This window comes from Enterobacter cloacae complex sp. P43RS, assembly GCF_014930585.1.
Classification (GTDB): domain Bacteria; phylum Pseudomonadota; class Gammaproteobacteria; order Enterobacterales; family Enterobacteriaceae; genus Enterobacter; species Enterobacter bugandensis.
In genome coordinates this window covers 507,889-533,025 of sequence record NZ_JADBRJ010000002.1, presented here as the reverse complement: position 1 = coordinate 533,025, position 25,137 = coordinate 507,889, and the positions used below count along the sequence as shown (strand labels likewise).

Genomic DNA, 25,137 nt, shown 5'->3' with positions numbered 1-25,137 from the left:
CCTCTTTGTTATGCTTCTGCCGGAAGACGCAGACGGTTAGCCGAACCGCAAACGGCGATCTTGCTTCGGACCACCTCTTTCATGGCGTCCATCCCGACGCGCATGTAGAAGCGCGGATCGTTGCCCTGCGGGTTCTCGGCAAACCAGGCTTTGACCGCATCAGAGAAGGCGATTTTCAACTCGGTTGCGACATTAACTTTGCACACGCCCAGTTCAATAGTGCGGCGCACATCATTATCCGGAACATCGCTCGCACCGTGCAGCACCAGCGGAACCGCTACCACCTCGCGGATCTCAGCCAGGCGCTGGAAGTCAATTTTGGGGCGTTTGGTATAGAGGCCGTGCGCGGTGCCGATGGCGACGGCGAGGCTGTCCACGCCGGTCAGCTCAACGAAGCGTTTCGCCTCCTGCGGGTCGGTCAGGAATGCGCTTTCGGCGTCGACGCTCATGTCATCTTCAACACCCCCCAGACGGCCCAGTTCCGCCTCAACGCTACAGTCGTTGAGGTGGCAAAAATCGACCACCGATTTCACCAGCTTCACGTTTTCTTCAAAGGGATAGTGGCTACCGTCGATCATTGCGCTGCGTACGCCGGCATGTACCTTGCGACGAATGTCATCCAGCGATTCGTGATGATCGAGATGCAGCGCCAGCGGCATGTCGTAGCTGAGGGAGTACGCGCTGCACAGAGCGTAGATCTCCTCCAGCGCAATGTGTTTAAAAGTACCCGGCGTCCCGGCGAGGATCACCGGCGATCGCATTTCGCTGCACACTTCGAGGATCGCCTGGATCGTCTCGGCGTTATGGATGTTAAAGGCCGGAACGGCATAGCCCTTTGTCTGCGCGTCCTGCAGAAGATATTTGGTCGAAATAATACTCATAATACGATCCTCTTAAGCCTGCCACGGATGAATAACCACGCCCTGTACCACACGGTTGACCGTTCCGCTGGCGGATGGTGTGTCCGGCGTGTTGCCAACATGCAGAGACTGGGTTAGCGCAAAGACCTGGGCATAGATCAGGAAGCAGAACGCCTGTTCTATATCGCTAAACGGACGGGAAGGCGGCAGCAGGATATGCGGCCCCGCTTCAATGGCTGGATCGTTTTCGGCGGCGATGGCGACCACGCGCATGGCCTGACGATCGCGGCGCAGTTCGGCCAGCAGATCCAGATCGTACTGACGTGTATACGGATGGCTTGAGATAAACACCACCACCAGCGTTTCGTTATCCACCAGTGACTTAGGCCCATGACGAAAGCCCGTTGGTGAATCGTAGAACGCCGCCAGCTTGCCCGCGGTCAGCTCCAGCACCTTCAGCGCAGACTCGCGCGCCGCGCCCTGCAGACCGCCGCTTCCCAGATACACAACGCGTTTCCACGGTTCGTTGCCAAAGACGCCCTGGCTGAAATCCCCGAGCGAGGTGAGGATCGCCTGGCAGCGATCGGCTACGTCACGGAAGCTTTGGCTGCCGATCGTCTCTGGTGCGAATACGGCCAGACAGCTCGCCATCATGGTGGTAATGCTGCTGGTCATCGCGAACCCGCGATCGTGCGTTTCGGCTGGCATCAGCAGGGCAAAGGCGTTATCGCTCTCGACGGCGTTCTGGTACAGGCTTCCCGCCTCGTTGCAGGTGATCGACAGGTGGTAGCACTCGGGCACGAACCGGTTCGCCAGCTCAACGGCGGCGACGCTCTCTGGACTGTTGCCGGAGCGGGCAAAAGAGACCAGCAGCAGAGGGTGTGCCGGGCTGAAGTAATCCATCGGGTTGGTGACCAGATCGGTTGTCGGTATGGCGGAGACGTTTTTACCGGTGTGGCTCGCAAGCCAGGGGGCAATTATCTCGCCAATAAACGCGGAGGTGCCCGCGCCGGTGAGGACGATCTGCAGGTCTCGCTTACGCAGCAGCGGCGTCAGGAAACCGTCAATCGAGGTGCGCAGATTATCGATGTTGTTGAGTGAGCGGATCCAGCAGGCAGGCTGCTGGCGGATCTCTTTTTCGGTCCAGGTGCCGGTTGTGGCGGCGGTGGTTTGTTGCATAACTCAGTCCTTAGTCGTGTGAATTCCACATCAGACGCTGGCAAACGTGTCGCTATCTTTCGTTTCGTTTCACTTATTCACATTAGCAGTTAAACAAAATCTATAGGAAAGAAATCGAAAGTTCAATAATGGAAAAGGAATAAAACGAAAAGTGTGATCGTGAAAGGAAAGGGTAAAACCAAGGAAAGGAAAAGAACGGCCTTACGATTTGATGCCGTAAGGCCGCCGTGACACGCAATGTAAACTACGAAGGTGAACGCTGTGAAAGTAACCGGATCATATTCCTTCCTCTACGGGGGCTTCCTCGCGACAGCGACCAAGCTCATCCACCAGGCTGGTCAGGCCGCGGTGGCCGCACTCCAGCGCCTGCAGACGAAACGCTTCGCTACTTAATCCGTCACGTTCCAGCACCATTTCCAGCAAAAGCTGCAGGTTGGTGCCGGTAATCACTTCGCTACCCGGTCTTTGCATCGCGAGCGTCGAGGCCACGCGAAACGGCGTGCCGCCGAGAAGGTCGGTGAGGAAAATAATATCCTGCTCTGGGTCCAGCTCATTCACCGCCTGCTCAAGCTGAGCGGTCAGCCTGGCAGTGGTGGAGTTTTCCGGAAAATCGATGGCGATAAACTGCGGCTGCTCGCCAAGGATCTGCCTCATCGCCTGTTCAAGCCCGCTGGCAAAGCCGCCGTGACCCGTCAAAATTATGCCTAACATCGCAACCTCTTTGCTTTTACAGGAAGTGACAGAATTTACCGACAACGCCCAGCACCACGGTGATACCGATCAGCCGCAGCGGGCTCCAGCCGCGGCGCACCAGCCAGAACATGGTCAGGGTGTAGACCAGCGGCAGGAACGCGGGCATCAGCTTGTCGATCACGTCGGTTTGCAGTTTAACGACCGCATCACCCGCCTTGATTTCAAGCGTCGTATTGAGTCGGACGTAGGTCGCCACCAGCGCGCCGATCACCGTCATCCCGACAATAGAGGCCGCGTGGCCCACCTTTTTGGTGTTGGCTTTGATCAGCGGAATGGCGGCAACGCCCATTCGGTATGCGTAGTGCGCCAGGCCAAAGCGCAGGCCGAGATGCACCACGTTGAACAGCACGATAAAAACTACCGCGCCAAGAATGGAGCCTTGCAGCGCCAGGCTGGCACCAATACCGCCGCAGATGGGTAACAGGGTCAGCCAGAACATGGCGTCACCAATGCCTCCGAGCGGGGCTCCGACCGCAATTTTGGTGCTCTGAATGCTGTTTACATCCTGCTTGGAACGCTCCATTGCCAGAATAATGCCGATAACGAAGGTCACCAGAAACGGATGGGTGTTAAAGAAGCCCATATGACCTTTCATCGCCCGCGCCAGGTCCCGCTTATTGGTGTGGATCTTTTTCAGCGCGGGCAGCAGCCCGTACAGCCAGCCGGAGGCCTGCATACGCTCATAGTTGAACGAGGCCTGCAGCAGCATGGAGCGCCAGGCCACGCGGTTAATGTCTTTTTTGGTCAGCTCCGCGCCAATGGTCTGGTCTTCATAGACGTTCTCATTCACGCCGCTCAGCAGCGTCTCTTCACTGACAGACGCGCCCGGCAGGGTGGTTTGATTAGATGCCATCTTCAAATTCCTCTTTCTGGGCCGCGGGCGCCGTCGGTTCAGGCGATTTACGCAGCAGGTCGATCAGCGCCATCGCCAGCGCCGCTGCGGCAATCGCCAGTACCGGAAGCTTCAGCCAGGCCGCGGCGACAAAACCGATAATGAAATAAGGGATGTAAACGTTTTTCATCATGATCTTCAGCAGCACGGCGAAGCCGATCGCTGGCATGATGCCGCCCGCGACGCCGAGACCGTCAATCAGACGCTCCGGCAGGATAGCAATGGCGGTTTTCGCGTGTTCAGCGCCAAAGTAGATAGGCAGAAACGCGCACAGGAAATAAAAAATGCCGAGCGCCAGCAGCGCCAGATAGTTGACTCGCTCTATGCCGTCGGTGTCCGCGTTGGCTGCCATGCGATCGCAGCGGGACATCACGCCGGACATGACCGAGAAGAGGAAGGTGATCCCCATCTGCACCGCCACGGCAAACGGCACCGCGACCCCAACGGCGACATCCGGCTTCACGCCCGTGGTGATGGCAAACGTGGTGCCGACGATGGTGCCGATAATCACGTTTGGCGGCTGCGCGCCCGCCAGCGGCGCCAGACCCATCCAGACCAGCTCTAAGGTACCGCCGGTCAGGATCCCGGTATGCAGATCGCCCAGTATCAGGCCGACCAGAGGACCAAGCACCACCGGGCGGTGCATGTGTGTTAAGCCGTTAAACATATCCAGGCCCGCGATAAAGGCAAGAAGCCCCAGCGCGAATGCCTGCAACAGACTGATTTCCATTGTGAATCCCTCAAAGCAGTTTAAAGAGATCCAAAGCGGTCTCTGTTGGGACGCCCTGAACAAAGCATTCCACCCCGGCTGCTTTCAGGCCGTTGAACGCAGCGATATCGTTCGCGTCGACAGAGACCGTTTTGGCAATTTGCTGTTTGCCACTGGCGTAGTGCATGTTTCCGACATTGATACGGGTGATGGGGACGCCGCCTTCAACCAGCTTCAGAAGATCGGCGGGTGATTTGCAGACCAGCAGAATTTTCTGGCGGTCTGCGGCGCGGTGAATGTTGTCGATCACTTTTTGCAGCGACCAGAAACGCACGGCGATGCCTTCCGCGAGCACCATTTCCATCAGGTTTTGTTGAACCGGATCGTCTGCAACCTCGTCATTTGCCACCAGCACCAGGTTTGCCCCCGCAAACCCCACCCACTGCACGCCCACCTGTCCGTGGATCAGGCGTTCATCAATGCGGCATAAGACAATGTTTGGCATAGCGTTTTCCTCTTTTTAATTATGCGTGTGGAGTCGTTACGCCTTCGCAGGCGGCATGGTACTGCTGGAGTATGTCCTGAATGTGGTCAATGATGAGTTCCCGCGGCGTTGACTTGAGAGCGCCCTCGCGAACTTTGCTGTACTGCAACGGCAAATACTGGCTGATAAGCGGCAGCGGAATGGGTTCGTCTGCCAGATTGCGCACCAGTCGTTCAAAGGCATCGTCAATCTGGCTGTCCGGCCAGTAATAGCGCACGCGGTCGGAGTAGCTGTAGCCGCGGGCCAGGCGTCGGGCGTTGCCGTCACCGTGATAGTGGCTTTGCCAGTATTCCGGGCGATCGAGCATTACGTTTTCCAGAACGTGACGCAGGCCCGAGCTGGCTTTCGCCGGGAGCAGTTCTTCTTCAATGGCGGCCAGTGAGAACAGCGCTTCACGCAGGGCAAAGGTCAGGGCAGGGCCGACTTTTAAAATAGCGAAGTGATCGTTCACCAGCTGGCGCAGCGCCTGTTGCGTCTGGTAATCGGTAGAGTGTGCTTCAAATACCAGCGTGTCGTAGGCTTCAACCATTTTGCTCAGGGCGACGGCTTTATGTGGCTGATAGTCACAAACGTGCGCATGGTCGAACTCAACGCCGGGCTGAACCACCAGGCCAATAATGCGCGGCCAGATGTCGCTTAACCCTTCCTTCTCGAATGCGTGGCGGTGTGCCTCAAGCGTGGCGCGCGCCGCCTCTGGCGTCGTGACCTCAAGCTCGGTCAGCGTTTCGTGCGCGCCGCCGGGAACCGGAACTTCCGTGCCGATAACGTAGACCAGATCGGCTACACCAAATTGCTCGAGACAGGTTGTTTCGGCAATTTTTGCCAGACGCGCGGCGCGCCCGGCAACGATCGCATCGGTTAAAGGAACCGGATCGTCTTCACAGGACATGCTGCAATCGAGGTGAATTTTTTTAAACCCGGCTGCCACGTAGTGCCTGATCAGATCGTCGGCGTTCGCCATTGCCTGCAAAGCCGGCAGGTTTTGCCAGCGGTTGGGCCCTAAATGATCGCCGCCAAGGATCAGCTGCGAAGTTGGGAAACCAAGCGATTGCGTCATCTTACAGACAAACCCGTGAAAATCAGCGGGCGTCATGCCGGTATAGCCACCAAACTGATCCACCTGGTTTGAGGTGGCTTCAATCAGCAGTGGCGTTTGTCGTGAATGGGCGTAACGAATGGCAGCTTCAAGTACCAGTGGATGTGCGGAACAGACGGCATAAATCCCGTTTGCATTCCCCCGTTTATGTTGTTCCACCATTTCTGTCAGATGTTTCACTTTCCTCTCCATTTCGGATGGTAATGATTTTTATCTTTCGTTTTGTTTCATTTAATCCTGCATTATGGCGGTGTAAAAATAAAACGAAAGATAATGGTTTTCCGATCTGTTTCACAAAAGAAACATAATGAAAGGTTTCAGCTGTTCACAGGCTTGCTTATGTCCTCCAGACAGCGCTTGCATTCGCTAAAAAGAAAGGCGTTAATAGACAAAACGAAATGAAATGAAAGTTTATTGATTAAGGATCTCGTATGAGCAGCAGCGATTCATCCGCAGAGAAGCGCATCACCGGCACCAGTGAAAGGCGGGAGCAGATCATTCAGCGGTTGCGGGCGCAGGGAAGCGTGCAGGTTAACGAGCTGTCTCATCTGTACGGCGTATCGACGGTGACGATCCGTAACGATCTGGCGTTTCTGGAAAAGCAGGGCATCGCCGTTCGTGCCTACGGCGGGGCGCTGATCTGCGAAGGGAATGCGCCTGGCATCGAGCCTTCCGTTGAGGATAAAAGCTCGCTCAATACGGCGGTGAAGCGCAGCATCGCTCAGGCCGCCGCCGCGCTGGTGAAGCCGGGGCACCGCATTATTCTGGATTCCGGCACCACGACTTTTGAGATCGCTCGTATGCTGCGCCAGCACACGGATGTCATTGCGATGACTAACGGGATGAACGTGGCGAATGCGTTGCTGGAAGCTGAAGGGGTAGAGCTGCTGATGACCGGCGGGCACTTGCGGCGTCAGTCGCAGTCCTTCTACGGCGACCAGGCGGAACAGTCCTTACAGAATTATCACTTTGATCTGCTGTTCCTGGGCGTCGACGCTATCGATCTCGATCGCGGTGTGAGCACGCACAACGAGGATGAAGCACGCCTGAACCGCAAAATGTGCGAGGTGGCAGAGCGTATTATTGTCGTGACCGACTCCAGCAAGTTTAACCGCTCAAGCCTGCATAAAATCATTGATACGCAACGGATTGATATGATTATTGTTGATGAAGGTGTTCCGGCGGAGAGTCTGGAAGGATTACGGAAAAGCGGGATTGAGGTGGTGTTGGTTTAAGATTTTTTACCCTCTCCCCTATGGGGAGAGGGAAGGCTGAGGGGCCATCACGTCACCGGCGCCGGGTTAAACACCGCCAGCTGGTTATGCAATCCCCACTGGTCCGAGAAAGTTTTCTTCCTCCCGCTCGCTACGTCCAGAATAAAATGGAACAGCTTCCAGCCCACGTCCTCAATACTCTCTTCCCCGGTGGCGATGGTGCCCGCGTTGATATCCATTAAGTCATACCAACGGTTTGCCAGCTCGGTGCGGGTCGCCATTTTGATCACCGGGACCGCCATCAGCCCGTACGGCGTGCCGCGCCCGGTGGTAAAGACCTGCACTGTAATACCGGAGGCCACCTGCTGGGTGCCGCACACAAAATCGCTGGCAGGTGTTGCCGCATAAATAAGGCCGCGCCTGGTTGGCCGCTGGCCCGCAGAGAGCACTTCCACAATCGCGCTCTGACCGGATTTGGCAATCGAACCGAGGGCTTTTTCCACCACGTTCGCCAGGCCGCCTTTCTTGTTGCCCGGCGAAGGGTTGGCGCTGCGGTCGGTTTTGCCCATATCGAGATAGTTATCGTACCAGGCCATCTCCTCCAGCAGGCGTTTGCCCACCTCTTCGTTGACTGCGCGCGGCGTCAGCAGATGGATGGCGTCACGCACTTCGGTCACCTCGGAGAACATCACCGTGGCGCCGCAGCGAACGAGCAGATCGGACGCATAGCCCACCGCCGGGTTGGCCGTTACGCCGGAGAAGGCATCGCTGCCGCCGCACTGGGTTCCGACCACCAGCTCCGATGCCGGGCACGTTTCGCGCTGGCGGCGGTTGAGCTTGTCCAGATGTCGCTCTGCCACCTGAAGAATATCGTCGACCATTGAACGAAAACCAACGTGGCGCTCGTCCTGCAGGCGCACGATGCTGGCCCCGTCTGCCGGGATGGCTTTGACATCCTCGGTACCCTGCAGCAGGCGTTCTGGCTGCAATTTTTCACAGCCGAGGCCAATGACCATCACCTCGCCGCCAAAGTTCGGATTCAGGGCGATATTGTGGATAGTACGGATCGGCACGACCGCCGCGGGCGCATTGATCGCTACGCCGCAGCCGTACAGGTGGTTAAGACCCACCACGCCGTCGACGTTCGGGTACTTTGGCAGCAGATCGCGTTCTATGATTTTCACCACGTAATCCACCACGCCCGCCACGCAGTGCACGCTGGTGGTAATGCCGAGCAGGTTTTTGGTGCCGACGCTACCGTCCGCATTGCGGTAGCCTTCAAAGGTATAGCCCTCCAGCGGCGGCAAAGCTTCAGGAACGCGGGTCGCCAGCGGAAGCGTATTCAGCGGCGGTGCTTCTGGCAGCGCCACCAGCGACTCCTCAATCCAGCTACCCTGCGGGATAGCGCTTACCGCATAGCCGATGACTTCGCCGTAGCGTACGATTTCACCGTGGGCAGGAATATCGACCAACGCGACCTTGTGCCCCTGCGGAATATGCTCAATCAGCTCCAGCCCGTCCGGGAAGCGGGTGCCTGCTTTTAAGCCATTGTCGTTGACAATAATCGCCACGTTATCCGTATCGTGAACCTTAATATAAAACGCCGTCGGGGGTGCCTCTCTAATTGCAATATCGGTCATTATTCACTCTTCTCCGGCAAAGTTTCAGCTATGAAAAATAACTCTTTGGATAATCGTTTTCTTAACGTAGAAATAAAGCATGTCAGGAGAAGAAAAGTGAAAATGTGATCGCGATCGTTTCAGGCGGACTAATCCTTGATTCTGTGCATTAGCGCCCACTGCTTTGTGCATATGCTCAAAATAGCATTGAGATGTAACGCAATACTTGAGCATCAAAACAATGTGCTGACGTGTAGAGCCGATTATACTGAATGACGATTTTATAACGCCACCATTCAGTCAGAGAAATAAATATAAAGAATCTTTTCTGGAATAAATATTACTGGCTATAACTGCGGAATTAAAAAAGGGTTAAGTGATGAATAACGATATCTTCCCGAATAAGTTTAAAGCTGCCCTCGCGGCGCACCAGATTCAGATTGGCTGTTGGTCCGCGCTGGCAAACCCTATCAGCACCGAAGTGTTAGGCCTGGCCGGATTCGACTGGCTGGTGCTGGACGGCGAACACGCGCCGAACGATATCAGCACCTTTATTCCGCAGCTGATGGCGCTGAAAGGTAGCCCCAGCACTCCGGTAGTGCGCGTGCCAACTAACGAGCCGGTGATTATCAAGCGTCTGCTGGATATCGGTTTCTACAATTTCCTGATCCCGTTTGTGGAAACGGAAGAACAGGCGGCGCTGGCCGTGGCTTCAACGCGCTATCCGCCGGAAGGGATCCGCGGCGTCTCGGTATCGCACCGCGCCAACATGTTTGGCACCGTGCCGGACTACTTCGCCCAGTCCAATAGCAACATCACTATTCTGGTTCAGATTGAAAGCCAGCAGGGCGTTGATAACGTCGATGCGATTGCAGCCACAGACGGCGTGGACGGTATCTTCGTCGGTCCAAGCGATCTGGCTGCGGCGTTTGGGCATCTGGGCAACGCCAGCCACCCGGACGTACAGCGCGCAATCCAGCACATCTTTGCCCGCGCCAAAGCGCACGGCAAACCGTGCGGCATTCTGGCGCCGGTTGAAGCCGATGCCCGCCGCTACCTGGAGTGGGGAGCCACGTTCGTTGCCGTCGGCAGCGACCTCGGCGTGTTCCGCTCAGCGACGCAGAAATTAGCGGACGCTTTTAAAAAATAACCATCATTGAGGAAACAGATTATGACGCTGAAAGTGGGTTTTATTGGTCTTGGGATCATGGGTAAACCAATGAGTAAGAACCTGATTAAAGCGGGTTACTCACTGGTGGTATCCGATCACAATCCACAGTCTGTGGCTGAGGTGATGGCGGCGGGCGCGGAAACAGCTACTACCCCTAAAGCCATTGCTGAGCAGTGCGATGTCATCATCACCATGCTGCCAAATTCCCCTCACGTCAAAGAGGTCGCGCTTGGGGAGAACGGCATCATCGAGGGTGCGAAGCCGGGCCTGGTGCTGATTGATATGAGCTCTATTGCCCCGCTCGCGAGCCGTGAAATCAGCGAGGCGTTAAAAGCGAAGGGCGTAGAGATGCTGGATGCGCCCGTCAGCGGCGGCGAGCCGAAAGCCATCGACTGTACCCTGTCGGTGATGGTGGGCGGCGATAAGGCCGTGTTCGACAAATACTATGACCTGATGAAAGCGATGGCAGGCTCCGTAGTGCATACCGGAGACATTGGCGCGGGCAACGTTACCAAGCTCGCGAACCAGGTGATTGTGGCGCTGAACATTGCCGCCATGTCTGAAGCGCTGACGCTGGCAACGAAGGCGGGCGTCAATCCGGACCTGGTCTATCAGGCAATCCGTGGCGGTCTGGCGGGCAGTACGGTGCTGGATGCCAAAGCGCCGATGGTGATGGATCGTAATTTCAAACCCGGTTTCCGCATTGATCTGCACATCAAAGATCTGGCGAACGCGCTGGATACGTCTCACGGCGTGGGTGCACAACTGCCGCTGACCGCTGCGGTTATGGAGATGATGCAAGCGCTGCGTGCGGATGGCCTGGGTACGGCCGATCACAGCGCGATTGCGTGCTACTACGAAAAACTGGCGAAGGTGGAAGTGGCGCGTTAATAGCATCTTGCCCGCACCTGAGGGTGACAGCGGCGCGCAAACCCTCTATACTGCGCGCCGAAGCTGACCAGACAGTCGCCGCTTCGTCGTCGTCCCTTTCGGGGGAGACGGGCGGAGGGGAGGAAAGTCCGGGCTCCATAGGGCAGGGTGCCAGGTAACGCCTGGGGGGGAAACCCACGACCAGTGCAACAGAGAGCAAACCGCCGATGGCCCGCGCAAGCGGGATCAGGTAAGGGTGAAAGGGTGCGGTAAGAGCGCACCGCGCGGCTGGTAACAGTCCGTGGCACGGTAAACTCCACCCGGAGCAAGGCCAAATAGGGGTTCACATGGTACGGCCCGTACTGAACCCGGGTAGGCTGCTTGAGCCAGTGAGCGATTGCTGGCCTAGATGAATGACTGTCCACGACAGAACCCGGCTTATCGGTCAGCTTCAACTTCTTCCAGAACCCCGCTTCGGCGGGGTTTTTGCTTTTAGGGTTTCGTAGCCCAGGTATGCGCATCGCCACCCGGCAACTCGCACAAACGACATCAATTCTCATATTTGCGACATTAAGCACATTTCACTGCATGACCCTTTCGGGCATCGCCATGCCTACCGCAAACGATCGTTATCACAAAATTTCACCCTAAAAAATGGTGAATTTACAGTATTGTTAATTTGTTGCGAATGTTAACTGAACGATCGCAAATATTTTCTTATTTGATATAAACATATTGAAATTAAAAACATTCAGGCTATGAATGTGTGACGTATTCCACTGTTTATAAAAAGCTGTCCAAAAATCCTCTGCAAAATTTGATAATTTGAAAGAATGTTTAAAAGGAATAACGGTTATTTATTGGCCTTTAATTGTCTGAAAGTTCATCTTTATTGATTTATTTAACGTAGAGAAATTTATCAAGGTTATCGCCATAAAATAAATTTATTACTGCTGATTTTATTGATCGATATCAGCGTAATGGTGTGCTTTTAATTTTATATGGCATTGATTATAAAGTATTTTTTAGGTTCTTGTTGTGCCCGTGAAATGCGCGGGGAAGCAAATTGTGAGTAACAGCACATACCCCCTGAAACATTATTGGGTAGAATCCGCTGCGTCATAGGGAAATAAGCGCAGAATATTATGAATACTATTATTCTACCGAAAACTCAGCACCTCGTGGTATTTCAGGAAGTCATTAAAAGTGGCTCCATAGGTTCTGCCGCAAGACAACTAGGCCTGACGCAACCCGCCGTCAGCAAAATCATCAGCGACATCGAATCCTACTTCGGGGTGGAAGTGATGGTGCGTAAAAACACCGGCGTAAAACTCACTGCCGCTGGTCAGGTGCTGCTGTCATACGCTGAGTCGATCACCCGCGAAATGAAAAACATGGTGAGCGAAATCAACAGCCTCAGTTTTAGTACCGTCATGGACGTCTCCTTTGGCTATCCGTCGCTGATTGGCTTCACCTTCCTGTCTGAGATGATCAAAAAATTCAGGGAAGTGTTCCCGAAAGCGCGCGTCTCCATGTATGAAGCGCAGCTCTCTTCATTCCTGCCCGCCATTCGCGACGGTCGGCTGGATTTTGCCATCGGCACGCTGAGCGACGGAATGTTGCTTCAGGACCTTCACGTTGAGCCACTGTTTGAATCCGAGTTTGTGCTGGTGGCGAGTAAATCACGAACGTGCACCGGCCCGACCAGACTGGCATCACTTACGCATGAGCAGTGGGTGATGCCGCAAACCGATATGGGCTACTACAACGAACTCCTGACCACCCTGCAAGACAACCGCATCAGCATTGAAAACATCGTCCAGACCGATTCCGTCGTCACTATCTATAACCTTGTCCTGAATGCTGATTACCTGACGGTGATCCCCCGCGACATGATTGCGCCGTTCGGCTCAGACCAGTTTATTGTGCTGCCCGTGGAAGATGAATTACCCGTGGCGCGCTATGCCGCCGTGTGGTCGAAAAATTACAGTATTAAAAAATCGGCGTCAGTATTAGTTGAACTGGCAAAACAATATTCGTCGATGGATATCGATAAACGACGATAGAAATAATTAAGTTTTAAAGCACCCGGAGCGACGCTTTTTAACGCTCTGATACCCAGACTTTGCCTGAAAAGAATGAATTATTATAACGAGGATATTATGCACATTACTTACGATCTCCCGGTGACCATTGAAGATATTCAGGACGCCAGAAAACGCCTGGCGGGAAAAATTTATAAAACCGGCATGCCGCGCTCAAATTATCTCAGCGAACGCTGTAAGGGTGAGATATTCCTGAAATTTGAAAATATGCAGCGTACCGGTTCGTTTAAAATACGCGGGGCGTTTAATAAGTTAAGTTCATTGACGGACGCAGAAAAACGCAAAGGGGTAGTGGCCTGCTCCGCAGGAAACCACGCTCAGGGGGTGTCGCTCTCCTGCGCCATGCTCGGTATCGACGGCAAAGTGGTGATGCCGATGGGCGCGCCAAAATCCAAGGTCGCCGCTACCCGCGACTACTCCGCCGAAGTGGTGCTGCACGGCGAGAACTTCAACGACACCATCGCTAAGGTGAGCGAAATCGTCGAGATGGAGGGGCGCATATTTATTCCGCCTTATGACGATGCGAAAGTCATTGCCGGGCAGGGCACCATCGGCCTCGAAATTCTTGAAGATCTTTACGACGTGGATAATGTGATTGTCCCTATCGGCGGCGGCGGCTTAATTGCCGGTATTGCGACAGCAATTAAATCCATCAACCCAACAATCAATATTATCGGCGTACAGTCTGAAAACGTTCACGGCATGGCGGCTTCCTGGCAGGCCGGAGAAATAACCAACCATCGCGTTACCGGCACATTAGCCGATGGCTGCGACGTGTCTCGTCCGGGTAAATTAACCTTCGAAATTGTTCGTGAACTGGTCGATGACATTGTGCTGGTGAGCGAAGACGATATTCGCAACAGCATGATTGCCCTTATTCAGCGAAATAAAGTGGTGACGGAAGGTGCGGGCGCGCTGGCCTGCGCGGCGTTATTAAGCGGCAAGCTTGACCCCTATATTCAGGGCCGTAAAACCGTCTGCATTATTTCCGGCGGCAATATCGATCTCTCCCGTGTTTCCCAAATTACCGGCTTCGTTGACGCATAAAGGTGACCTATGAGCAACACAGAAAGCATTATCGTTGGCCAGACGAAAACGTCCTCCTGGCGTAAGTCTGACACCACATGGACGCTCGGCCTGTTTGGTACCGCCATTGGCGCAGGCGTGCTGTTCTTCCCCATTCGCGCAGGCTTTGGCGGACTGATCCCCATCCTGCTGATGCTGGTACTCGCCTTCCCGATTGCGTTTTACTGCCACCGCGCGCTGGCGCGCCTCTGTTTGTCCGGCAGCAACGTCTCCGGCAACATCACCGAAACGGTGGAAGAGCATTTCGGCAAAACCGGCGGGGTGGTGATCACCTTCCTCTACTTCTTCGCCATTTGCCCGCTGCTGTGGATCTACGGTGTAACCATTACCAACACCTTTATGACTTTCTGGGAAAACCAGCTCCAGTTGCCAGCCCTGAACCGCGGCGTGGTGGCGCTGTTCCTGCTGCTGCTGATGGCCTTTGTGATCTGGTTCGGGAAAGACCTGATGGTGAAGGTGATGAGCTACCTGGTGTTCCCGTTCATTGCCAGCCTGGTGCTGATTTCCCTGTCGCTGATCCCGTACTGGAACTCGGCGGTGATCGACCAGGTCAACCTGAGCGATATCGCTTTTACCGGTCATGACGGCATTCTGGTCACGGTGTGGCTGGGGATCTCCATCATGGTCTTCTCCTTTAACTTCTCGCCCATCGTCTCCTCGTTCGTGGTCTCCAAGCGCGAAGAGTACGAGCCGGAGTTCGGGAAAGCATTCACCGAGCAGAAATGTTCCAAAATCATCGGTCGCGCCAGCCTGCTGATGGTGGCGGTGGTGATGTTCTTCGCCTTTAGCTGCCTGTTTACGCTCTCTCCGCAGAACATGGCGGATGCCAAAGCGCAGAACATTCCGGTGCTCTCTTACCTGGCGAACCACTTTGCCTCGATGTCGGGCAGTAAATCCACGTTCGCCACGGTGCTGGAATACGGCGCCTCCATCATCGCGCTGGTCGCTATCTTTAAATCCTTCTTCGGCCACTACCTGGGCACGCTGGAGGGGCTGAATGGCCTGATCCTCAAGTTCGGCTACAAGGGCGATAAGAAGAGCGTCTCCGTCGGCAAACTGAACACCATCAGCATGATTTTCATCATGGGCTCCACCTGGATTGTGGCCTACGCCAACCCGAACATCCTCGACCTTATTGAAGCCATGGGTGCGCCAATTATCGCCTCTCTGCTGTGTCTGCTGCCGATGTACGCTATCCGCAAGGCGCCAGCGCTGGCGAAATACAAAGGCCGGACCGAGAACATCTTCGTGACCGTGGTCGGCCTGCTGACCATTCTGAACATCGTCTACAAACTGTTTTAAGCCAAAGCTCAGGAAGAGCGGAGTAACACATGACTGAATTTCCGGTAGTACTGGTTATTAACTGCGGATCGTCCTCCGTTAAGTTTTCGGTGCTGGACGCAGCAGGCTGCGATGCCCTGCTGACGGGCATTGCGGATGGCATCAACACTGAAAAAGCCTTTATTTCCGTGAGCGGGGGTGAGCCGGTCAGACTGGCTCACCAGGACTACGAAGGGGCGCTGGCCGCCATCGCCCTCGAGCTGGAGAAACGCGACTTGATGAGCAGCGTGGCCTTGATTGGCCACCGCATCGCTCACGGCGGCGATCTCTTCAGCGAGTCGATCCTCATCACGGAAGAGGTCATTGAGCAGATCCGCCTGGTTTCCCCGCTGGCGCCGCTGCATAACTACGCCAACCTGAGCGGCGTGGAAGCCGCAGAGCGCCTGTTCCCCGGCGTGCAGCAGGTGGCGGTATTTGACACCAGTTTCCATCAGACCATGGCGCCGCAGGCGTATCTGTACGGTCTGCCGTACCGCTATTTTGAAGAGCTGGGCGTGCGCCGCTACGGTTTCCACGGCACCTCTCACCGCTACGTGTCCGGTCAGGCGCACGCGCTCCTCGGGCTGTCCCCCGATGACAGCGGCCTGGTGATTGCCCATCTCGGCAACGGGGCGTCCATCTGCGCGGTGCGCAACGGTAAAAGCGTCGATACCTCAATGGGGATGACGCCGCTGGAAGGGCTGGTGATGGGCACGCGCTGCGGCGACGTGGACTTCGGCGCAATGGCGTGGATTGCCCAGCAGACCGGTCAATCGTTCGAGGATCTGGAGCGCGTGGTCAACAAAGAGTCCGGGTTGCTTGGCATCTCCGGTATCTCCTCCGATTTACGCGCGCTGGAGAAAGCCTGGCATGACGGCAATGACCGGGCGCAGCTGGCGATAAAGACCTTTGTCCACCGCATAGCGCGGCATATCGCCGGTCACGCCGCGTCTCTGCACCGTCTGGATGGCGTGATCTTCACTGGCGGCATCGGTGAAAACTCCACGCTGATCCGCGCGCTGGTGGCGGAACATCTGAAGGTGTTAGGCATCGCGCTCGACGAGGCGAAAAACGCTCTGCCGGGCAGCGCGGGTGCGCGCGTCATCTCCACCGAGTCGTCCCGCGTGACCTGCGCGGTTATCCCTACCAACGAAGAAAAAATGATCGCGCTGGACGCCCTCCGTCTTGGGAAGGTCACCCCGGCTGCGGCTTACGCCTGATAAAGCGAGAATCACATGAAAGTAACAATCGATACGGGCGTCGCGCCTTACAGCGACGCATGGGCCGGGTTTCGCGGTGAAGAATGGAAAAATGCCGTTAACGTCCGCGATTTTATTCAGCATAACTACACCCCTTATGAAGGCGATGAAGCTTTCCTCGCGCAGGCGACGCCAGCAACGACGGCGCTGTGGCAGAAGGTGATGGTCGGCATTCGCCAGGAGAATGCCACCCACGCCCCGGTGGATTTCGACACCAACATTGCCACCACCATTACCGCCCACGGACCGGGCTATATCGACCAGGATCTTGAGACGATCGTCGGCCTGCAAACCGACAAGCCGCTCAAGCGCGCCCTGCATCCGTACGGCGGGATCAACATGATCCGCAGCTCGTTCGAAGCCTACGGGCGGGAAATGGATCCGCAGTTCGAATACCTGTTTACCGACCTGCGTAAAACCCACAACCAGGGCGTGTTTGACGTTTACTCCCCGGAGATGATGCGCTGCCGTAAATCTGGCGTGCTGACCGGTCTGCCGGACGGCTACGGGCGCGGGCGCATTATCGGCGATTACCGCCGCGTGGCGCTGTACGGCATCAGCTATCTGGTGCGCGAGCGTGAACTGCAGTTTGCCGATCTGCAGGGGAGGCTGGAGCGCGGCGAAGATCTGGAGGCGACAATCCGCCTGCGCGAGGAGCTGGCGGAGCACAGGCGTGCGTTGCTGCAGATCCAGCAGATGGCGGCAAACTATGGCTTTGATATTTCACGTCCGGCGATGAACGCGCAGGAAGCGGTGCAGTGGGTCTATTTTGCCTACCTTGCCGCAGTGAAATCCCAGAACGGCGGGGCGATGTCGCTGGGGCGTACGGCCTCGTTCCTTGATATCTACATTGAACGCGACATGCAGGCGGGGCTGCTGAACGAGGTGCAGGCCCAGGAGCTGATCGACCACTTCATCATGAAGATCCGCATGGTGCGCTTCCTGCGCACGCCGGAGTTCGACACGCTCTTCTCCGGCGATCCGATCTGGGCCACGGAAGTGATCGGCGGCATGGGGCTGGATGGCCGTACGCTGGTGACAAAAAACAGCTTCCGCTACCTGCATACCCTTCATACCATGGGGCCCGCGCCGGAGCCGAACCTGACGATCCTCTGGTCTGAACAGCTGCCGATCGCGTTTAAGAAATACGCCGCGCAGGTGTCGATCGTCACCTCGTCGCTGCAGTATGAGAACGACGATCTTATGCGCGCCGACTTCAACAGCGACGACTACGCCATTGCCTGCTGCGTCAGCCCGATGGTGATCGGCAAGCAGATGCAGTTCTTTGGCGCTCGCGCCAACCTCGCCAAAACGCTGCTGTACGCGATCAACGGCGGGGTGGACGAGAAGCTGAAGATCCAGGTCGGCCCGAAAACCGAGCCGTTGCTGGATGAGGTGCTGGATTACGACACCGTGATGGCGAGCCTGGATCACTTTATGGACTGGCTGGCGGTGCAGTACATCAGCGCGCTGAATCTCATTCACTACATGCATGATAAGTACAGCTACGAAGCGTCGCTGATGGCGCTGCACGATCGTGACGTCTATCGCACCATGGCCTGCGGCATTGCCGGGCTGTCGGTGGCGGCGGATTCCCTGTCGGCGATTAAGTACGCCACGGTGAAACCAGTGCGCGACCACACCGGCCTGGCGGTGGACTTCGTCATCGAAGGGGACTATCCGCAGTACGGCAATAATGACGATCGCGTGGACAGCATCGCCTGCGACCTGGTGGAGCGATTTATGAAGAAGATCCAGGCGCTGCCGACGTATCGCAACGCGGTGCCGACTCAGTCGATCCTGACTATCACCTCCAACGTGGTCTACGGCCAGAAAACGGGCAACACGCCGGACGGACGCCGCGGCGGCACGCCGTTTGCGCCTGGCGCCAACCCGATGCACGGTCGCGACAGGAAAGGGGCGGTGGCTTCGCTAACGTCGGTCGCCAAGCTGCCGTTTACCTACGCCAAAGACGGGATCTCCTATACCTTCTCCATTGTGCCGCAGGCGCTGGGCAAGGATGAACTGGTGCGCAAAACCAACCTGGTGGGGCTGCTGGATGGGTACTTCCATCACGAAGCGTCTATTGAGGGCGGGCAGCACCTGAACGTCAACGTCATGAACCGGGAGATGCTGCTGGATGCCATTGCCCATCCGGAGAGCTACCCGAACCTGACAATTCGCGTATCCGGCTATGCGGTACGGTTTAACGCCCTGACGCGCGAGCAGCAGCAGGACGTGATTTCGAGGACGTTTACGCAGGCGATGTAATTCCAATTGCCATTGTGCCTCCTCCTTAGAGGAGGCTTTTAATTTCGTGAATGCTGTCACATTTAGAAAATACCCTCCTCGTTTACACCTCCAGTAGCAATTTTTCCTCCAGTGTCAGGAAGTCCCTATAAAACTTGTGACTTTTTTCTCCCTTGCTCCGGCTATGATTTTCTCACACCAATAACAAACACCTGCTGCTCTCTGAATCGCAATCGCTGGCGATCGGAACCTAATAAAAACAATTGTTTACCCTACAAAATAAGCGAGTGCCCAATGAATATGGCAACAAACAGCAGTGTGATTGTGAGTGATTCCCCTGCGGCAAGGCGGGCGGGAATGAGCGAAAGCGAATGGCGAGAGGCGATCAAATTCGACAGCACCGACACGGGCTGGGTCATCATGAGTATCGGGATGGCCATCGGCGCGGGAATCGTTTTTCTTCCGGTGCAGGTTGGATTAATGGGGCTGTGGGTCTTTTTGCTCTCCTCGATTATTGGCTATCCGGCCATGTACCTCTTCCAGCGATTATTTATTAATACGCTGGCGGAATCCCCGGAATGTAAAGACTACCCGAGCGTGATTAGCGGTTATTTAGGTAAAAACTGGGGCATCTTATTAGGTGCGCTCTATTTCGTGATGCTGGTCATCTGGATGTTTGTCTATTCCACGGCTATCACCAACGACAGCGCATCCTATTTGCACACTTTCGGTGTCACCGAGGGGTTGCTGTCGGAAAATCCCTTCTACGGCTTATTCCTGATCTGTATTCTGGTCGCCATCTCTTCGCGCGGTGAAAAGCTGCTGTTTAAAGTCTCCAGCCTGATGGTGCTGACCAAATTATTTGTGGTGGCGGCGCTGGGGCTTTCGATGATCGGCCTCTGGCATTTAGCCAACGTCGGTATGCTGCCGCCGATGGGGTTGCTGATAAAAAATGCCATTATTACGCTGCCGTTTACCTTAACCTCCATTCTGTTTATCCAGACATTAAGCCCGATGGTGATTTCCTATCGTTCACGGGAAAAATCCGTTGAGGTGGCGCGTCATAAGGCGCTGCGGGCGATGAATATCGCCTTTGGCATACTGTTTGTCACGGTCTTCTTCTACGCCGTCTCTTTCACCCTGGCGATGGGACACGACGAAGCGGTGAAAGCCTACGAGCAGAACATTTCCGCCCTGGCGATTGCGGCGCAGTTTATCAGCGGCGACGGTGCGGGCTGGGTCAAAATCGTCAGCGTGATCCTCAATATTTTTGCCGTGATGACCGCCTTCTTCGGCGTCTATCTCGGCTTCCGCGAAGCCACGCAGGGGATCGTGATGAATATCCTGCGCCGTAAAATGCCGGCTGAACGTATTAATGAAAGCACCGTCCAGCGCGGGATCATGCTGTTCGCTATCCTGCTGGCCTGGAGCGCGATCGTGTTAAACGCGCCGGTACTGAGCTTCACCTCTATCTGTAGCCCCATCTTCGGCATGGTGGGCTGCCTGATCCCTGCATGGCTGGTCTACAAGGTACCGGCGCTGCATAAATATAAGGGCGTATCGCTGGTGATTATTGTCATCACCGGGCTGCTGCTTTGTGTTTCTCCTTTCCTCGCATTTTCCTGAGGGCAAATAAGGTCGTAACGATGTCTGAGCAAACTCATCCTTTATGGAATCAATTTATTCGCGTAGTGCAGGAAGAAGTTAAGCCTGCGCTGGGGTGCACCGAGCCCGTTTCTCTGGCCCTTGCCTGTGCGATTGCCGCAGAGCAACTGCCTGGCGACGTCACGAAGATTGAGGCGTGGGTATCGCCGAATCTGATGAAGAACGGGCTTGGCGTAACGGTGCCGGGCACCGGCATGGTCGGGCTGCCCATTGCGGCGGCGCTGGGTGCCATCGGTGGCAATGCGCAGGCGGGGCTGGAGGTGCTGAAAGATGTCACCGCCGATGCGCTGGCGCGGGCCAAAGCAATGCTTAACGCCGGTCTGGTGCAGGTGAAATTGCAGGAGCCGTGCGATGAGATCCTCTATTCACGTGCCTGCGTTTACGCCGGTGAGGCCTCGGCCATGGTGACCATTGCGGGCGGACATACCCGCGTGGTGGAGGTGGTTTGTCACGGCGAAACGCGCTTCAGTCTTGACGAGCGGCAGGCCGAGGTAAGTAACGATCCGCTGGCGGTACTGTCAAACACCACGCTCTCGCAGATCCTGGAGTTTGTCGAACAGGTACCGTTCGAGGCGATCCGCTTTATCCTGGAAGCAGGGCAACTGAACGACGCGCTCTCTCGTGAAGGGCTTAGCGGGAAGTGGGGGCTACACATTGGCGCCACCCTCAATAAGCAGCGCGCACGCGGATGGATGGCGCAGGATCTGAGTTCAGACATCGTTATCCGCACCAGCGCGGCCTCGGATGCCCGCATGGGCGGCGCGACGCTGCCGGCGATGAGCAACTCGGGCTCCGGGAATCAGGGAATTACAGCCACCATGCCGGTTGTCGTGGTCGCTGAACATGTTCAGGCCGATGACGAACGGCTGGCGCGGGCGCTGATGCTCTCGCATCTGTCGGCTATCTACATCCATTACCAGCTTCCGCGTTTGTCCGCGCTGTGTGCGGCGACAACGGCCGGTATGGGGGCCGCCGCAGGGATGGCGTGGCTGTTGGGCGGAAGCTATCAGACGATTGCAATGGCCATCGGCAGTATGATCGGTGACGTCAGCGGGATGATCTGCGACGGGGCGTCTAACAGTTGCGCCATGAAAGTCTCGACCAGCGTCACCAGCGCCTGGAAAGCCGTGATGATGGCGCTGGATGATACAGCCGTGACGGGTAACGAAGGAATTGTGGCCCACGACGTGGAACAGTCTATCTCTAACCTGTGCGCCCTGGCGTGCCGCTCAATGCAGGCAACGGACCGGCAGATTATTGAGATTATGGCGAGTAAGGTGTAGCGATTGGCATTCGTCCCTCTTCCCAAAGGGGAGAGGGACCGATCGAGCAACTCTTACACCGGCAAATCAATCAGCAGCGCGCGCAGCGGCGTATCCGCCACCAGGGTGATATTCGCTTCGTCACGAATAAACGCCCCGTCGCCGCAGGTGAGCGCTTCTTTCTCTTCCGCGTGCGTTACCGCATGCACCGTACCGTGAATGGACTGCAAATAGGCGCGCGGGCCGTGCAGCTGGAAGCTTGCCTGTTCACCTTTTTTCAGTTCGATATGGTGCAGCCATACCTGCTGTCGCAGCTGCAAGCTGTCCTTGCTGCCGTCAGGCGAGGCAATCAGCTGCTGTTTATCGCCCTTCAGATCTATTTTCTGCACCAGCGGGTTTTCTCGCTCAGGGCAGGCGTCGAGCCACAGCTGCATGCGCGTCAGCGTTTTGTCTTTGCTGAGGTTATGCTCGCTGTAGCTGATGCCCGGCTGCGTGGAAATTAACAACGCTTCGCCAGCCTTTGCCTGGACATGATTGCCCTCGCTATCGCGGTATTCTGCCTCGCCTTCCAGGATCAGGTTCAGGATATCGACTTTCGGATACGTACGCGGCTGGAAGGAGGCGCCCGGGGCGAGCACTTCCTGGTTCAACACGCGCAGTGAAGCGTAACCGAGGAGTTTAGGGTCAAAGTAGTGTCCAAAGGAAAAGGTGTAGCGGGCCTGCAGCCAACCGAAATCGGCTTGTCCGCACTGTTTCGCTGTTCTTGTCGTAATCATAAACTTGACCTCTCTTTACACTAAAACAATGGTAAAGGTATGGACGCTGCATTGTTAGCCAGATATTCTGCCTGGTATGTTCAAATTTCCTGAATGAGAACGAGATGGCTAAAGAGAGAGCATTGACGCTTGAGGCGCTTCGCGTCATGGACGCGATTGACCGGCGCGGCAGCTTTGCCGCGGCGGCAGATGAACTGGGGCGCGTTCCGTCTGCGCTAAGCTACACCATGCAAAAACTGGAGGAAGAGCTGGACGTCGTGCTCTTCGATCGCTCCGGTCATCGAACAAAATTCACCAACGTGGGGCGGATGCTGCTGGAGCGAGGTCGCGTGCTGCTGGAAGCGGCGGACAAGCTCACCACGGACGCCGAAGCGCTGGCGCGAGGCTGGGAAACCCACCTGACGTTAGTCACCGAAGCGCTGGTGCCGACCGAAGCGCTGTTCCCTCTGGTAGACCGCCTGGCGGCGAAGGCCAATACGCAGCTGTCGATCATCACCGAGGTGCTGGCCGGGGCGTGGGAGCGTCTGGAGACGGGCAGGGCGGATATCGTCATTGCGCCTGACATGCATTTCCGCTCATCGTCAGAAATCAACTCGCGCAAGCTCTACAGCGTCATGAACGTCTACGTCGCCGCGCCGGATCACCCGATTCACCAGGAGCCGGAGCCGCTCTCTGAAGTGACGCGCGTGAAGTACCGCGGCGTGGCGGTGGCGGATACCGCGCGCGAGCGTCCGGTGCTGACGGTTCAGCTGCTGGATAAACAGCCTCGTCTGACGGTCACGTCACTGGAAAACAAGCGGCAGGCGCTGCTGGCCGGTTTGGGCGTGGCGACGATGCCCTACCCGTTTGTGGAAAAAGATATTGCGGAAGGGCGACTAAGGGTGGTGAGCCCGGAGTACACCAGCGAAGTGGACATTATTATGGCGTGGCGCCGCGACAGCATGGGCGAAGCCAAATCGTGGTGCCTGCGCGAAATTCCAAAGCTCTTTGCGCATCACAACAAATAAGCGAGCAGGCCCGGTAAGCGTAAGCGCCACCGGGCAGTAATTTACGCGCCGATCTTAGGGTCCGGACCAAAGCGGTTTTCGCCCGGCGTCCCGCTCTGACAGTTGAAAATTAAAATCACGATCCAGCCGACAAGCGGGATTAACAGCAACAGCAGCCACCACGCCGAACGATCGGTGTCGTGGAGACGACGAAACAGCACGGCCCATGAAGGCAGCAAAACCAGCAAGCCATAAATCGTAGTGAGTACACCTTCACCGCCGGCGCGCTCCCAGCCGAGGATTTTATCCACGATGCCCAGCACCATAATCAGGACGAAGTTCACCAGAACGAACATCCAGTACTCTTTGCGGCGGGCGCGGCCACCAAATCCAACGTAGTTGCGCAGTACTTTTAAATACCAGTCCATTTTCCTTGCCTCTTAATCAGTCAATCACTTGTTTTCTAAGCGATCGAGGTAAGGATAGATGTATGCTGTGAATTAAAAAAGGGAATCAATTGATTCCCTAAATAATTATCCGAAACGCACGTCGCGCCCGTGCGGTTCATCCAGATCCTGCCACGGGCCAATGGAGATGATGCCCGTCGGGTTGATGGTCTTGTGGCTGCGGAAATAGTGGGTGCGAATATGGTCAAAATCGACCGTCTCCGCGATCCCCGGCATCTGGTAGATGTCTCGCAGGAAACCATACAGGTTCAGGTAGTCGCTGATGCGGTGTTTATCGCACTTAAAGTGGGTGACATAGACCGGGTCAAAGCGAACCAGCGTGGTCCACAGGCGGATGTCCGCTTCCGTAAGGCGATCGCCCGTCAGGTAGCGATGCTGGCCCAGGATCTGCTCCAGGCGCTCCAGCGATTCAAACACCTTTCCGACCGCTTCGTCATAGGCTTCCTGGCTGGTGGCGAAACCGGCCTTATAGACGCCGTTGTTGACGTTGTCGTAAATCCAGCTGTTCAGCTCGTCAATTTTCTCGCGTAGCTCGACCGGGTAGTAATCCCCGGCGCGGGCGCCGTGCGCATCAAACGCGGTATTGAACATGCGGATGATTTCCGCGGACTCATTGCTGACGATCGTCTGGTTTTTCTTGTCCCACAGCACCGGCACGGTCACGCGTCCGGTGTAGTGCGGATCGGCGCGCAGATAGAGCTGGTACAGGAAATCGTGGTGATAAAGATCGTCGCCGGTTGCCGCAGGGAAATCACTGTCAAACGTCCAGCCGTTTTCCAGCATCAACGGGTTGACGACTGAAACCGGAATGAAGGATTCGAGGCCTTTTAGCTTGCGCACGATCAGCGTGCGGTGCGCCCACGGGCAGGCGAGGGAAACATAAAGATGATAACGATCTTTCTCCGCCGCGAAGCCCCCTTCGCCACTCGGGCCGGTTGCGCCGTCGGCGGTCAGCCAGTTACGGAAGGCCGAAACAGAGCGCTTAAAGCGTCCACCGGTGGATTTGGTGTCATACCAGACATCCTGCCAGACGCCGTCTACGAGTTGTCCCATT

Annotated in this window: 22 protein-coding genes and 1 other RNA gene; 12 read left to right on the top strand and 11 right to left on the bottom strand. The window is 56.1% G+C overall.

Annotated elements, in window-relative coordinates; all coding sequences use genetic code 11:
• Window positions 1-8 precede the first annotated feature (8 nt).
• The 7 genes from kbaY to kbaZ all read right to left on the bottom strand — a co-directional run bounded on the left by kbaY (window position 9) and on the right by kbaZ (window position 6,225).
• Window positions 9-881, bottom strand: coding sequence for a tagatose-bisphosphate aldolase subunit KbaY (kbaY, locus tag IM294_RS06345; RefSeq protein ID WP_126817017.1), 873 nt, complete (start codon window positions 879-881; stop codon window positions 9-11).
• 12 nt (window positions 882-893) lie between these two features.
• Window positions 894-2,039, bottom strand: a complete 1,146-nt coding sequence (locus IM294_RS06340) for an SIS domain-containing protein (RefSeq protein WP_193360312.1) — start codon at window positions 2,037-2,039, stop codon at window positions 894-896.
• Between the two features lie 276 nt (window positions 2,040-2,315).
• On the bottom strand, window positions 2,316-2,750 hold the full coding sequence (gene agaF, locus IM294_RS06335; protein WP_126817020.1) for a PTS galactosamine/N-acetylgalactosamine transporter subunit IIA: 435 nt from the start codon (window positions 2,748-2,750) through the stop codon (window positions 2,316-2,318).
• A 16-nt stretch (window positions 2,751-2,766) separates the two neighbouring features.
• Window positions 2,767-3,645, bottom strand: coding sequence for a PTS N-acetylgalactosamine transporter subunit IID (gene agaE, locus IM294_RS06330; protein ID WP_047367066.1), 879 nt, complete (start codon window positions 3,643-3,645; stop codon window positions 2,767-2,769).
• Window positions 3,635-4,414, bottom strand: coding sequence for a PTS N-acetylgalactosamine transporter subunit IIC (agaW, locus tag IM294_RS06325; RefSeq protein WP_028014525.1), 780 nt, complete (start codon window positions 4,412-4,414; stop codon window positions 3,635-3,637). The genes agaE and agaW overlap by 11 nt, the downstream gene beginning before the upstream one ends.
• Before the next feature lie 10 nt (window positions 4,415-4,424).
• On the bottom strand, window positions 4,425-4,898 hold the full coding sequence (gene agaV, locus IM294_RS06320; RefSeq protein ID WP_126817022.1) for a PTS N-acetylgalactosamine transporter subunit IIB: 474 nt from the start codon (window positions 4,896-4,898) through the stop codon (window positions 4,425-4,427).
• A gap of 19 nt (window positions 4,899-4,917) precedes the next feature.
• A complete protein-coding gene (kbaZ, locus tag IM294_RS06315) occupies window positions 4,918-6,225 on the bottom strand; it encodes a tagatose-bisphosphate aldolase subunit KbaZ (RefSeq protein WP_126817024.1) in 1,308 nt (435 codons plus the stop codon).
• Window positions 6,226-6,464: 239 nt separating this feature from the next.
• Here kbaZ and IM294_RS06310 point away from each other — a divergent pair, with 239 nt between their 5' ends.
• Complete coding sequence (locus IM294_RS06310; RefSeq protein ID WP_126817026.1) at window positions 6,465-7,268, top strand: DeoR family transcriptional regulator; 804 nt, start codon at window positions 6,465-6,467, stop codon at window positions 7,266-7,268.
• A gap of 47 nt (window positions 7,269-7,315) precedes the next feature.
• Here IM294_RS06310 and garD read toward each other — a convergent pair whose 3' ends face one another.
• The gene (garD, locus tag IM294_RS06305) at window positions 7,316-8,887 is read right to left on the bottom strand and encodes a galactarate dehydratase (protein ID WP_126817028.1); all 1,572 of its coding nucleotides are present in this window, start codon (window positions 8,885-8,887) and stop codon (window positions 7,316-7,318) included.
• Between the two features lie 358 nt (window positions 8,888-9,245).
• On the opposite strand from garD, the gene garL reads away from it, so the two are divergent.
• The 10 genes from garL to IM294_RS06255 all read left to right on the top strand — a co-directional run bounded on the left by garL (window position 9,246) and on the right by IM294_RS06255 (window position 21,875).
• Window positions 9,246-10,016: a 2-dehydro-3-deoxyglucarate aldolase gene (garL, locus tag IM294_RS06300; protein WP_028014520.1), complete on the top strand. Its 771-nt coding sequence runs from the start codon at window positions 9,246-9,248 to the stop codon at window positions 10,014-10,016.
• A gap of 21 nt (window positions 10,017-10,037) precedes the next feature.
• Entirely contained in the window at window positions 10,038-10,928 is an 891-nt protein-coding gene (gene garR, locus IM294_RS06295; protein WP_126817030.1) for a 2-hydroxy-3-oxopropionate reductase, read from the top strand.
• Window positions 10,929-10,987: 59 nt separating this feature from the next.
• Window positions 10,988-11,364, top strand: an RNA gene (gene rnpB, locus IM294_RS06290) — RNase P RNA component class A.
• A gap of 688 nt (window positions 11,365-12,052) precedes the next feature.
• The gene (gene tdcA, locus IM294_RS06285) at window positions 12,053-12,973 is read left to right on the top strand and encodes a transcriptional regulator TdcA (protein ID WP_045260099.1); all 921 of its coding nucleotides are present in this window, start codon (window positions 12,053-12,055) and stop codon (window positions 12,971-12,973) included.
• Between the two features lie 96 nt (window positions 12,974-13,069).
• Window positions 13,070-14,059, top strand: coding sequence for a bifunctional threonine ammonia-lyase/L-serine ammonia-lyase TdcB (gene tdcB, locus IM294_RS06280; protein WP_047367120.1), 990 nt, complete (start codon window positions 13,070-13,072; stop codon window positions 14,057-14,059).
• 9 nt (window positions 14,060-14,068) lie between these two features.
• Complete coding sequence (gene tdcC / locus IM294_RS06275) at window positions 14,069-15,400, top strand: threonine/serine transporter TdcC (RefSeq protein ID WP_126817032.1); 1,332 nt, start codon at window positions 14,069-14,071, stop codon at window positions 15,398-15,400.
• Window positions 15,401-15,429: 29 nt separating this feature from the next.
• The gene (gene tdcD / locus IM294_RS06270; RefSeq protein ID WP_126817034.1) at window positions 15,430-16,638 is read left to right on the top strand and encodes a propionate kinase; all 1,209 of its coding nucleotides are present in this window, start codon (window positions 15,430-15,432) and stop codon (window positions 16,636-16,638) included.
• Window positions 16,639-16,653: 15 nt separating this feature from the next.
• Entirely contained in the window at window positions 16,654-18,948 is a 2,295-nt protein-coding gene (gene pflB / locus IM294_RS06265) for a formate C-acetyltransferase (protein ID WP_126817036.1), read from the top strand.
• 273 nt (window positions 18,949-19,221) lie between these two features.
• Window positions 19,222-20,553 (top strand): amino acid permease, encoded by a 1,332-nt coding sequence (locus IM294_RS06260; protein WP_063451085.1) that lies wholly within the window; start codon window positions 19,222-19,224, stop codon window positions 20,551-20,553.
• Window positions 20,554-20,573: 20 nt separating this feature from the next.
• Window positions 20,574-21,875: a serine dehydratase subunit alpha family protein gene (locus tag IM294_RS06255; RefSeq protein WP_126817038.1), complete on the top strand. Its 1,302-nt coding sequence runs from the start codon at window positions 20,574-20,576 to the stop codon at window positions 21,873-21,875.
• A gap of 53 nt (window positions 21,876-21,928) precedes the next feature.
• On the opposite strand, the gene IM294_RS06250 is transcribed toward IM294_RS06255, so the two are convergent.
• Window positions 21,929-22,630, bottom strand: coding sequence for a pirin family protein (locus tag IM294_RS06250; protein ID WP_028014512.1), 702 nt, complete (start codon window positions 22,628-22,630; stop codon window positions 21,929-21,931).
• Window positions 22,631-22,734: 104 nt separating this feature from the next.
• Here IM294_RS06250 and yhaJ point away from each other — a divergent pair, with 104 nt between their 5' ends.
• Entirely contained in the window at window positions 22,735-23,637 is a 903-nt protein-coding gene (gene yhaJ, locus IM294_RS06245) for a DNA-binding transcriptional regulator YhaJ (protein WP_041907956.1), read from the top strand.
• A gap of 41 nt (window positions 23,638-23,678) precedes the next feature.
• Here yhaJ and IM294_RS06240 read toward each other — a convergent pair whose 3' ends face one another.
• Both IM294_RS06240 and IM294_RS06235 read right to left on the bottom strand, forming a co-directional pair.
• On the bottom strand, window positions 23,679-24,044 hold the full coding sequence (locus IM294_RS06240) for a DUF805 domain-containing protein (RefSeq protein WP_028014511.1): 366 nt from the start codon (window positions 24,042-24,044) through the stop codon (window positions 23,679-23,681).
• Window positions 24,045-24,149: 105 nt separating this feature from the next.
• A complete protein-coding gene (locus IM294_RS06235; RefSeq protein ID WP_126817039.1) occupies window positions 24,150-25,136 on the bottom strand; it encodes a glutathione S-transferase family protein in 987 nt (328 codons plus the stop codon).
• Window position 25,137 lies beyond the last annotated feature (1 nt).